Source organism: Priestia sp. YIM B13490 (assembly GCF_042787735.1).
Taxonomy (GTDB): domain Bacteria; phylum Bacillota; class Bacilli; order Bacillales; family Bacillaceae_H; genus Priestia; species Priestia megaterium.
Window position 1 is genome coordinate 24226 of the sequence record NZ_JBHZOT010000010.1, and the last position, 11930, is coordinate 36155.

An 11930-nucleotide genomic window follows, 5' to 3' on the forward strand; every position below is an offset into this window, starting at 1 on the left:
CCAATCTCGTGATGCACCCTCATTGTTGCATGAAAACTATGAAACTCGCAACGTCTTTTAAGCTACCAAAATTATACTTTCATTTATGTAAAAAATATTTCGATTGTGTTACATGGCTTCTATCTATTGATAGTAAAAGGTTTTCATATTCTTTTAGAAACCGCTTCATCCAATGCAGTAATATAACTGTAAATTCCTCGTCAAAATCGTTACATACAAAAAAGGCGACAGCAGAGTGGTAAACCACCCTGTTATCACCTTTTACAGAAAGTTTTACTAATATTATTTACTTACTTTAAGACATTTACTGATTCACGTACGAATGCTTCCATATCGTCTGGTGTACGGCTTGTAACTAGTTGATTACCGCATACCACCACTTCTTTGTCATGGAAGTTTGCACCTGCATTTTTCAAATCAATAGCAATTGATTTGAAACCAGTTACGTCACGTCCTTTTAATGTTTCAGCATTGATTAGCAGCTGTGGTCCATGACAGATAGCCATAACCGGTTTGCCTTCATCCATAAATGATTTTGTGAAAGCTACGACTTGATCGTCCGCACGTAAGATATCTGGTGAGAAACCTCCCGGTAAAAACAATGCGTCAAAATCTTCTGGTTTTACATCCGCAATTGCTTTATCAATTGTTAATGTTGTTTCGCCTTGTTTACCTGTTACTTCACCTGTTTTAACATCGATTTTTGTTAGCGTATGGCCTTCTTCTTCAAAGGCTTTGGCTGGATCTGTATATTCCACATCTTCAAATAAATCTGTTACTAGTACTGCAATTTTCTTACTCATTCTAAGCAACTCCTTAATTGATTTGTGTACTAATGTTCTATAAATAAAATACCCGTACACTATTCTTTTAAACATAGTTTATGGGTAAAAAACTTTTCTACAATAATCAAAAACCACATTGAAGATTTTTATAAAGAAGAAATTCAAAACAAATTAAATGTCTGGAACGTCGTCTCTTCTGGAACTGGGTACACGTCTCTCCCTGCAATCACGTTCAGAATACGCTGATTGCGCTGAACGGATAAACCAAGATTTGTTGCGCCAGATCCATGTGAATGTTCAATATTGGTTAACGTAAAAAAGTGGTGGTTACGAGGTTGTTTAAAGACAAGCCGGTAATCTTTTGTGACTTTAAAACGCTTGTCATCTTCCCATTCGATATCATCTTTTATTCGTTCGATGAACGGCGAAATTTTTGGCTTATAGCCCGTGGACAATATCAAACGATCCGCTTCGTATTGAAAAGAGCGTTCAGCCTTTAATTGTTTGCACTCCAGCTCATATCCATTTCCTTTTTTATGAATATCACTTACTTCAGTCGAAGCTTGAATCGTAACGGGTACTTTTCCTTTAAGTGAACGATGATAAAGTAAATCATAGATTTTCGTTAAGGTAGAAGATTCAATTCCGTGACGTAAAGGATTTAAATCTTCTACCGTGCTTGTACGTTCCTCAAAAGGCAGCGAATGAAAGTAATCTACATAGTCTGGCGAAAATAACTCTTGAGCAAGCTTGGATTGATCAAGCTGAAAAAAATTAGAGGATCTTGTAAACCATGTAAGGTGGTAATGATGTTCAGTCTGTTCTTCTAGTAAATCAAGAAAAATCTCTGCAGCACTTTGCCCTGAACCAACGATCGTTACATGCTTTCCTTTTTGAATCTCTTCTTTTTTATGTAAATAGCCGCTGCTGTGTAAAATATGCTCATTAAGCTTTTCTTCAAAAGCCGGAGGTACAAGTGGAATGCTTCCTGTTCCCATTACAACGTGTTTAGCATTTACCGTTTGAATTCCATCAGGTGTTTCTACCTTTACTTCATAATACTCTTCTTCATTTTTCGGTATCACGTCCACAACTTTTGAAGAAAAGTGGCAGGAAGATAGCTGCTCCGCTACCCATTTTGCGTACTCGTTGTATTCTTGACGCGGAATGTCAAAACGATTAAAGAAAAAAAACGGATACAAGCGTTTTTGCTTGTGAATATAATTTAGAAAAGAATAGGGGCTTGTTGGATCCGCAAATGTAACTAAGTCTGCTAGAAACGGAATCTGCAAGTCCGTGCCGTCAATTAACATGCCCGGATGCCATTCAAATTTCTCTTCTTTATCAAAGAAGACGGCATCAATTTCATCAAGAGGCTCAGCAAGGGCCGCTAAGCCTAAATTAAAAGGTCCTATTCCTATTCCCACCATGTCATACTGCTTATTTGTCATCTTTAAACTCCCTTTCATAAAAAAAGCTAACAGTATTGTCTACTGTTAGCTTTTTACCCTTTTTCCATACATTTATGCGGAAGGAGTCATACTCATTTTCGGGCCAAACGATTCATACATGATATTTTCTTGGGAAATACCCATTTCAGCTAGGCCTTCTAACACCATTTGCGTAAATGAAGAAGATCCACAAACATAATAATATGCGTGTTTATCGCCGGCATATTTAGCTAGCTCTTTTTTAGTTAAGCGACCATACGTTATATGTTCATCATGCTGGTCTGTTTGCGCTTGACTATAGAAAACGTGTTGTTCAAACGTATATGTCTCTGACAACGATTGAAGGTCTTGTTTCATTGCATGAAACTGCTCATTTTTAGCACTGTGAATAAATGTTACTTCTTGATTGTTTTCCAGTGCTTGATGCAGCATTGACATCATTGGAGTAATTCCTACACCTCCGCTGATAAATACTGATTTACTATTTTCTTTTAAGACAAAATCTCCTGCTGGAACGCTGACTTCAAGCAAGTCTCCTTCTTTCAATTGGTCATGTAAATAAGTTGACACGACCCCGTCTTCCATTTGCTTTTCTTTTTTCACCGTAATTTTATAATATGGTTGACTTGGATAGCCTGATAAGCTGTACTGACGAATAGATAAATACTCTTGACCAGGAATGCGTACACTCACATACTGACCTGGCAGAAAAGCAGGCAACGCTTTTTGATCAGGTGATACTAAATAAAACGAGTACACGTCTTCTGCTTCTTTTACTTTTTTATGAACCATTAGTTTTTTATAATCTTTCCATCCTTTTTCTTCGGCTTCTTCATATAATTCTTGCTCCACACTTATGAACACGTCCGCAATGGCACCGTATGCTTCTTTCCAAGCTTCCATAATCTCATCGGTCGCAGCTTCTTTTAAAACATCTTTAATTGCTTTTAATAAGAACTCTCCGACAATTGGATAGTGCTCTGCTTTTACGCCGATACTGCGGTGTTTATGAGCGATTTGCTTTACAACTGGAAGCAGCGTTTCAAGCCGATCGATATACTGCGCAGCGGCATAAACTGTATTAGCTAACGCCATTTGCTGACGGCCTGTTTTTTGATTTGTTTGGTTGAATACATTTTTTAAAGAAGGATACTGTTCAAAAAGCATCTCATAAAAACGAGTGGTAATTGCTTGACCATGCTGTTCTAAAACAGGAACTGTACTTTTTACAATAGAAATAGTTGTTTGTTTCATAACTTTCGCCTCCGAAAGATTCATTTTTAAAAGATATATTTTTAATACATCTTTATGATACTCATATCCAACTTAAAAAGATATATTTTATATACATATTTAAAGAAATGTTCACAAATTCGCCTCGTCAAAAATGAGAGCATTCTTTCTGTATTTCTTAGATATAGACATGCTATTATAGATATATCAGCTGCTGATAAGAGAAGAGGTAAAAAGATGAGGCTCACACAATATACAGATTACTCACTGCGAGTTTTATTATATTTAGGCGTTCGCGATAATAATAAACTAAGCAATATAAAAGAAATTGCTGAAGCGTATAATATTTCAAAAAACCATCTTATGAAAATCATTCACGAGCTTGGAAAACTTGGCTTAATTGAAACGATTCGAGGACGAAACGGCGGTATTCGTTTAGCTCAGCTTCCAAAAGACATTAATATTGGAAAAGTGGTACGTCAAACAGAAGAAGATTTTCATATCGTGGAATGTTTTGACTGTGAAGGAAACTTCTGCATTATTAGCCCCGTCTGTAAGTTAAAAAGTGTTTTACATGAAGCCATGCAAGCCTTCATTAAGGTATTGGATCAATATACGCTAGAAGATCTAATTCAAAATAAAGATGAATTAAACCTCCTCCTTCTATCTCAAAAAAACGAGGAATGATTAAACTAAAATTCATTTGAAATCATTCTCGTTTTTTTAACCTTTTTCCCTTTCATCATAAAATAAAAGATGTTACAATGAGGCACGTATTGGAAAGACAAGATGTCTCCATTCGAGCAGACAATGAACCTCATTCTGTTCATCCTAAAAAAATGACGAAAGGGTGTTTGAGTATGCACGTAGGAAGCAAAGGTTGGTATGTTGAGGAACTTAAGAAACGAGGAGTTCGCAACCACGAAGGCCGCAAAGTAGAAAAGTACAAAACATATGTACTTGCTAACTTGCTTGATAAACACAAAAATTAATTAACGTGTAATAAGAGAGTACAAATGCGTACTCTCTTTTTTGTTCATTTAATAAGGAGCGTCTTGATAAAAATAATTTGGTGATAATACTTTATTTTTATAAGGCTTATGAAAAATATGCGTGGTAGCTGGCGAAACGGGCGGAATCAACCACGTCCAGTTCCCAGTCACTTCGCGGCCATTTTTTTGCTCTCTTTCTTCAAACAAGTGAAATTGCTGAGCAGCGGTGTGATGGTCTACAATGCTAACTCCTTCTCGTTTAAAAGAAGAAAGCACTGCAACATTTAATTCAACAAGAGCTTTATCCTTCCAAAGCGTCGCGTTGTAATCCATGTTCAATCCCATCATAGAAGCTATTTTTGGAAGTTGATTATAGCGATACGTATCCGCTAAATTTCGCGCCCCAATCTCAGTCCCCATGTACCATCCATTAAATGGTGCCGCGACGTAATCAATCCCTCCAATTTCTAGCTTCATATCTGAAATCATCGGGACAGCGTACCATTTTAACTGTAAGTCTTCAAATTCAGGAAGTTCTGGATGCGTAATAGCTACTTCTTTCACTAAATGTTTGGGAATCTCAAAACATCGAGGTGACTCTTCATTAACTTGCAGTACAAGAGGAAGAACATCAAAGTGAGTTCTCTCACCTTCCCATCCTAAATTTTGGCAAACCTCCGTAAACGCAATAGAATCAGGATCTCCTACCATACCATATTCCGTCTCATATCCCGCATAGCGGATTAGCTGATGATTCCATATTCTAACCGGCTCTTTTGCTTTCATTTTCGGTTTAAACACCGTAATAGTAGGCCGGATTTTCCCGTCATTTGTTGCATATTCAATATGGTGAAAAAGGGCGTCTCTTACCTCTTCAACTGTGTTCGCATCTCGCTTATCAAATACATTGAGCGATTGCCAAAATAATCGTCCAATACATTTATTGCTGTTTCTCCAAGCCATACGAGCTCCGTGCTCTAACTCTTCAAATGTATGATCATAATGTCCGAGTGACATAATTTGCTGATGGATTTCTTTTAACCGCTTGTTTTTATCCGCTTCGCTTTTTTCAAGTTCAGCGTAACACGTCTCTATAAATACACGTGCTTGTTCAAATAGTTCTTCTTGCTTCAACGTTTGTTCCCCCCTAGAAGAACAGATTTCATTCTTTTCGTTCAAGAAAAGCAAGTTTCAGTATACCATTCTCATAGCGGAAACGCGCATCATAATGCTTTAATAGCCTCTTTCAATATTAACCAAGTTAGAAGGCAATTCGCCTTGCTCAACTTTTTGCAGCGTTTCAACAAAGCACTCAATGGCTTCTTCAGCCGTAGTCACCGCTGAAATATGAGGTGTTATGATGATGTTTGAATAATCCCACCAAGAAGATTCTTTCGTTAACGGCTCATGCTCAAACACGTCTATGTATGCTTTTCGAATACGTTTTTGCTCAATAGCCTCTACTAACGCATTTTCATCTACAGTTGCTCCTCGTCCAACATTTATAAAGTATGCATTTTCAACTACATTCATCCATTTGGGATCAAAGTAGCTTTTTGTTTCATGTGTTAGCGGCATTGTACTAATAATCCATTCGGCTTCTTTTAGCAATTCTTTTTCCTTCGAAATCGAGACCACTTGATCAAATGACGGCTTTTCATTTCCACTTTTAGATACACCTATTACTCGTACACCAAAAGATTTTAAAACGGCTGCAAGACGCCCGCCGATTTCACCTGTTCCGTAAATTATGACCGTTTGAGTAGAAAGCTGCTTAGGCTCTACCACTTTCCACTGCTTTTGTTTTTGCTGTTGCTGAAACTGTGCGTGGTGCTGAAGTTCAGCTAGCATATAGCTAAGACAATATTCACTGATTCGCTGACCGAATGAACAAACCGTACGTGTTAACATCACACTCTTTTTCCAATTACCGCTTTCTAAGAACCGATCGACTCCTGCGCCGAGAGAATGAACCCATTTAAGGCTATGATCTTCAAAGCAATTCGTTGGACCGAAGGATAAAAGCGCGTCAGCCCAGTTTAAATCTTCAATTGTAACGTCTTGCTCTTCCATAAATCGAAACGTCTGAGACAGCTGCTTTTGTTTGATTATCTCCTCCAGCTCTTTATGCATTCTTCCTGCCACTAGTATCGTATGAATGTTCATTTCTTTTCCCCCTGCCTTTTTATTCTTTTGTATACTCTATTTGAATGATTCGATATAACCGTTCCTTCGTCATGAAGGATTTTCTACATTGATATATATAGTATGAATGAAGTGAAAGGAAGACGCGAGTGAATTTTATATGACTTTCAAGGCTGGAAAACTCATATGGATTTATGTATATAAGTTCGCTATAATCGTTATGAATCAATTTGTTTATAACGAAACGTACGATAGATATTTTAAAAGAAAAGGTGTGTCAGCATGAGTGTATTAAACGTAAAAAATCTAAGCCATGGTTTTGGTGACCGTGCGATTTTTAACGATGTATCATTTCGATTGTTAAAAGGTGAACACGTCGGCTTAATTGGAGCAAACGGCGAAGGTAAATCAACATTTATGAACATCATTACAGGCAAGCTAGAACCGGATGCTGGAAAAGTAGAATGGTCTAAAAAAGTGCGCGTTGGCTATTTAGATCAGCACACAGCATTAGAGCGCGGCCTTTCTATTCGTGATGTACTAAAAAGTGCTTTTCAATACTTATTTGATTTAGAAGCTCAAATGAATGGCCTCTACGAGAAAATGGCGGAGGTATCACCAGAAGAACTCGAAAAACTATTAGAAGAAGTCGGTACGCTTCAAGACCTCTTAACAAACAATGACTTTTATGTTATCGATGCGAAAGTCGAAGAAATTGCACGCGGATTAGGATTAGAAGATATCGGCTTAGATCGCGATGTACAGGATTTAAGCGGCGGACAGCGTACGAAAGTATTATTAGCCAAACTGCTGCTTGAAAAACCAGAAATTCTTTTACTGGATGAGCCTACAAACTACTTGGATGAACAGCATATTGAGTGGTTGCGACGCTACTTGCAAGAATATGAAAATGCCTTTATTTTAATTTCTCACGATCTTCCATTTTTAAATAGCGTGATCAATTTAATTTATCATATGGAAAACCAAGAGTTAAATCGCTATGTAGGAGACTACGACGATTTTATGAAAGTATATGAGATGAAAAAACAGCAGCTTGAAGCAGCTTATAAAAAACAACAGCAAGAAATGGCAGATTTAAAAGATTTCGTAGCGAGAAACAAAGCCCGTGTGTCGACACGAAATATGGCCATGTCCCGTCAAAAAAAGCTCGATAAAATGGAAGTAATTGAACTAGCTCAGGAGCGTCCAAAACCAGAGTTTAACTTTAAGGGTGCTCGTACTTCAAGCAAATTAATTTTTGAAACATCTGATTTAGTCATTGGATACGAAGAGCCGCTTTCTAAGCCACTGAATTTAAAAATGGAGCGAGGTCAAAAGATTGCCCTTGTAGGAGCAAATGGAATCGGGAAAACAACTCTTTTAAAAAGTATTTTAGGAGAAATCAAACCGATTTCAGGCTCTGTAGAAAAAGGAGATTACCAGCATATTGGCTATTTTGAACAAGAAATCAAAACGGCTAATTACAATACGTGTATTGAAGAAGTATGGAATGAGTTTCCTCACTTTACCCAATACGAGATTCGTGCAGCTTTAGCTAAATGCGGCTTAACAACAAAACATATTGAAAGTAAAGTAGAAGTTCTCAGCGGTGGAGAAAAAGCAAAAGTTCGTCTATGTAAGCTAATTAACAATGAAACCAACATTCTTGTACTGGATGAGCCTACAAACCACTTAGATGTAGATGCGAAAGATGAATTAAAACGAGCTTTAAAAGAATACAAAGGAAGTATCTTAATTATTTGCCACGAACCTGAATTTTATCAAGATGTTGTCACAGACGTGTGGAACTGTGAATCTTGGACGACTAAATTATTTTAAAAAACGGGTTAAAAGAGGCATATCTTTTAGAAAAAGTGGGAATGATAAGATTAAGTTCCCCCCCTTTGTGTGAGTAGCCATTTTTTAAATGGTTACTTTTTTTATGTATAGTCCTTTAAGAAAATGGCTATATTGTATCTATACTCCCTAAACCCAAAAGGGCCGCTGCAGCGATGCAGCGGTCTTTTCGTTGTCATTGCTTCATCTGAAGCCAGCTATCAAAATAATGAACAGCTATACTGCTTGGAGGATTTTCAGCTTGACACTTTGTAAGCAACATACCCAGCTCTTGCATCATCTTTTCTTCTCCTTTAGCAGAAAAAGAAATGTATTCTCCTTCATCTGAAGCCATCGTTTCTACCCCTATTTCAATCGGAGTGGATAGTACACGTCCCCACTTGCGTTCATTTTCTGTTATTTCAGCAATACCGTTTTCTTTATCTGCGTGGTTCCGGTACGCCATAATTGTGACTTCATCAGCGTACTGAATAATCCACCGCCCCAGCGAACCGGAACCATTGCTATTTTTGAATGGAACTTCGTCAAACCAAAACGGGATATCTACAGCAAGCGGCAAGTGTAACTCATGTGACTGTACAGCGGCTTGAGAAATAACATATTGATACTGCAGAATACTTTTCGCTCGATTATTTTCCCAACTTTTATACAAATAAGGCTCTACATCCAAATGAACCCCTGAAAATTGCTGTGGCTCGTCTGCTTGTGCTTGGTAAGCTGTTATCCAATTAAAAAATGCTTCCTGCTCTTCTATACCAGAAGGCCCTATCCAATAAGGAGCGCCGTCAAGTGCGTAAACACTTATGCCCTGGGCTTGTGCTTGTTGGATAAAATGCCGATATACGGAAGGTGAAAGATGAGTATCAATTTGTAAATAAACGTTTGTCACCTTTTTTTCTTGAAGCTTTTCGAGGATAGCTTCTTGGTTCAGCATCCATTTCTTTGTATCCCACACCCACGTCGACAGCGGTATATTTATCTCTGCATTCACCTTTGATCCACATCCTATTCCTTTCCCCATATTAAACAGCCATACAACCACCAGAAAAATAAGAACGCACTTGCTTTTCACACTCTTTTTCCTCCTTTATACGAGCCAGAACTCATATAAAGAGAGTCTGACAGCTTGGCACAACTTTATGGTGAATTTCCTCCTTAAATCTGTAGCTTTTAGCAAACTCCTCCTTATCAATTTTTTGCAGCTGAATCTCTATATGTTCTATCGGTTGCTTGATTTATTTCTCTATATCTTTCTTATTAAATAAATATGCCTGTTTTGGATGGTTTGGCTGATTTGGATATTTCAACTGTAATTGTCCTTTTCGTAATAGCTTTGTTAAATAATTATTACGTACTCCATCCGGCGTTCTTTCTAGTAAATAAGCAAACTCTTTAAGCATGAGCGGTTTTTCTTTACATAACTCAAGAATAATATGTTCCATCTGATTCGGCGAAAGCCGTTTTTTTTCACGAGCCAACGCTGCAATATCCCATAGCTTCGTATCAATATTCTCTACATTTACCAAATTAGAAGAATCCTCTTCTTGCTCATTATTATAGGAGTTATGGTTATTATTACAGGAGTTATCATCGTTATTATATAAGTTACTCTCGTTATTATAGTAGTTATCTTCCTTATTTAAGGAGTTATTATCGTTATTATATGACTTAAACTCCTCTATTAATCCTTTATTATAGGAGTACTTATTTTTATTATATGAGTCGATTTCGACATTGTTTTCAGGTGTATTTTGATATTTTTCGACATCCTTAAAATTATTTCCCGAATCGGTTATGGACGTATTGTAAGTGTCTTTTTCAGAAGAACTTACCTGTCTTTCTTGAGTGGACAAAGATAACGTGACCACTGTACGATGCATAGAAACATCTTGATCAATAGCTGGCGTTTTATAATGATGCAGGCTCCAATTTTGCTTTACTTTTTTCAAACCAGAGCCCGAACGTTCACATAGCCCTAGTAAACTGAATAGCTTAACGATATTTGGGTTTCGAAGCTGACTAACGGTATTGCTAAAGACTGAATCTGTAGGTACTAACAAAAGGCCTGGATTAGAAAAAACGTAATGAGAAGGTTGCTTTTCTAAAATAACGCCGCCCTCCCCATTATAATCTGCATGAATAAGCATATTAATCAAAACTTCTGTTAAAGAGGAAGCGATTGACGGCTGAGGTTCGCTATTACGAACAATTTCATGAATATGAAAATAAAAATCAAAAATATTTCCTGACCACGTCCCGTCTTGAGAGGTAAAGCGCTCTGTCCATTCTTCGTTCCCTTTACTTTCCCGGTATTCTAAAAAATATTGTGGTAAAACTTCTGTGATAATCCGTTCTTCACTGAATAAAAGCAGGCCTGCGAGTGTGACTCCTTCTTTATGGGTATCTCTAACCTTTCCCCAAGCTCCTACTTTGTATAAAAACTCCTTTGTTTCAAGCGCATTCCAAGGATGAGCTGGTTTTACTTCAGCAAACCGATCCCGATAGCTTTTGATCGTATCAAAATTTAATTCGTTTAATCCATAGTGCTCTAGGATGAGATTATCTTGTAACATATTCAACTCTCCTATTATCTTTGTATATTTATTTAACAGCGCGAATATGCTGTTTCTTACCTCTTGTTACTAACGTACTAACTTTATTTATCTAGATGCCATCAGCACCCCAAAGTCCAGTCCGTAGATTGTACTTCTGTTGTGCAATTTCTTCTAAAACGATATATACATCTTATCTATTCTATCATTTTTTCTTTATTCTCTCCTTCATTTTTCAATCTTCAAAACAGTCGAGTTTATTGTGTAAAAGCTGTGGATATTCACCTTTATCCACAGCTTTTACACAGACTACAAACCCTTTTCTAGCTGTTTCAATATAAATTTGTTATAATACCCTTCATAACAACGGATTAAGTGAGGGATTACGTATGGAAAAAGCTACATTTGCAGGTGGATGTTTCTGGTGTATGGTTACACCTTTTGAAGAGCTAGAAGGTATTCACGGCATTGTATCAGGATATATGGGGGGAACTGTGGATAACCCTACTTATGAGCAAGTAAAATCTGGAACAAGCGGTTACTACGAAGTGGTTCAAATCACATTTGACCCCGAAGTGTTTCCGTATAAACGTTTACTAGATCTTTATTGGCCGCAAATTGATCCAACAGATGACGGAGGTCAATTTCAAGATCGCGGCTCGCAATATCGAACAGCAATTTTTTACCATAACGACAACCAAAAACAAGCAGCTGAAGAGACGAAGCTAGAGGTCGCAGAAAGCGGACGTTTTAAAAAACCCATCGTAACAAGCATTCTTCCTGCCTCTACGTTTTATGAAGCCGAAGAGTATCACCAAGATTTTCACAAGAAAAATCCAAAGCATTATAAAGAAGACCGCGCTAAGTCTGGTCGAGATGAATTTATTCAAACGAACTGGAAATAATTCTTGTGTT

General features: G+C 37.4%; 11 protein-coding genes. 4 read left to right on the top strand and 7 right to left on the bottom strand.

From position 1 onward, the window contains the following. Positions 1-290: 290 nt before the first annotated feature. From ACFX4R_RS23100 to hmpA, 3 genes are all read right to left on the bottom strand, one after another. Positions 291-803: a type 1 glutamine amidotransferase domain-containing protein gene (locus ACFX4R_RS23100; RefSeq protein WP_013081517.1), complete on the bottom strand. Its 513-nt coding sequence runs from the start codon at positions 801-803 to the stop codon at positions 291-293. A gap of 143 nt (positions 804-946) precedes the next feature. Next, positions 947-2236 carry a lysine N(6)-hydroxylase/L-ornithine N(5)-oxygenase family protein gene (locus ACFX4R_RS23105; protein ID WP_043975694.1) on the bottom strand — a complete coding sequence of 430 codons (1290 nt, stop codon included), beginning with the start codon at positions 2234-2236 and terminating at the stop codon, positions 947-949. Positions 2237-2308: 72 nt separating this feature from the next. Next, complete coding sequence (hmpA, locus tag ACFX4R_RS23110) at positions 2309-3490, bottom strand: NO-inducible flavohemoprotein (RefSeq protein ID WP_043975696.1); 1182 nt, start codon at positions 3488-3490, stop codon at positions 2309-2311. Positions 3491-3706: 216 nt separating this feature from the next. Between hmpA and ACFX4R_RS23115 the strand changes: the two genes are divergently transcribed. Both ACFX4R_RS23115 and ACFX4R_RS23120 read left to right on the top strand, forming a co-directional pair. Beyond that, on the top strand, positions 3707-4156 hold the full coding sequence (locus tag ACFX4R_RS23115) for an Rrf2 family transcriptional regulator (protein WP_013055121.1): 450 nt from the start codon (positions 3707-3709) through the stop codon (positions 4154-4156). 173 nt (positions 4157-4329) lie between these two features. After that, entirely contained in the window at positions 4330-4461 is a 132-nt protein-coding gene (locus tag ACFX4R_RS23120) for a YflJ family protein (RefSeq protein ID WP_016762840.1), read from the top strand. 48 nt (positions 4462-4509) lie between these two features. Here the strand turns inward: ACFX4R_RS23120 and ACFX4R_RS23125 are convergent, their stop codons facing one another. After that, a complete protein-coding gene (locus ACFX4R_RS23125) occupies positions 4510-5595 on the bottom strand; it encodes a nitric oxide synthase oxygenase (RefSeq protein ID WP_043975699.1) in 1086 nt (361 codons plus the stop codon). A gap of 99 nt (positions 5596-5694) precedes the next feature. Next, complete coding sequence (locus ACFX4R_RS23130) at positions 5695-6627, bottom strand: D-2-hydroxyacid dehydrogenase (protein WP_043975701.1); 933 nt, start codon at positions 6625-6627, stop codon at positions 5695-5697. Between the two features lie 261 nt (positions 6628-6888). Between ACFX4R_RS23130 and ACFX4R_RS23135 the strand changes: the two genes are divergently transcribed. Then, positions 6889-8445 (top strand): ABC-F family ATP-binding cassette domain-containing protein, encoded by a 1557-nt coding sequence (locus tag ACFX4R_RS23135; protein WP_013055117.1) that lies wholly within the window; start codon positions 6889-6891, stop codon positions 8443-8445. 193 nt (positions 8446-8638) lie between these two features. Here ACFX4R_RS23135 and ACFX4R_RS23140 read toward each other — a convergent pair whose 3' ends face one another. After that, positions 8639-9535: a hypothetical protein gene (locus tag ACFX4R_RS23140; protein ID WP_043975703.1), complete on the bottom strand. Its 897-nt coding sequence runs from the start codon at positions 9533-9535 to the stop codon at positions 8639-8641. A 163-nt stretch (positions 9536-9698) separates the two neighbouring features. Further along, the gene (locus tag ACFX4R_RS23145) at positions 9699-11036 is read right to left on the bottom strand and encodes an ATP-binding protein (protein ID WP_377570472.1); all 1338 of its coding nucleotides are present in this window, start codon (positions 11034-11036) and stop codon (positions 9699-9701) included. A gap of 368 nt (positions 11037-11404) precedes the next feature. On the opposite strand from ACFX4R_RS23145, the gene msrA reads away from it, so the two are divergent. After that, a complete protein-coding gene (msrA, locus tag ACFX4R_RS23150; RefSeq protein ID WP_043975708.1) occupies positions 11405-11920 on the top strand; it encodes a peptide-methionine (S)-S-oxide reductase MsrA in 516 nt (171 codons plus the stop codon). The last annotated feature ends 10 nt before the right edge of the window (positions 11921-11930 follow it).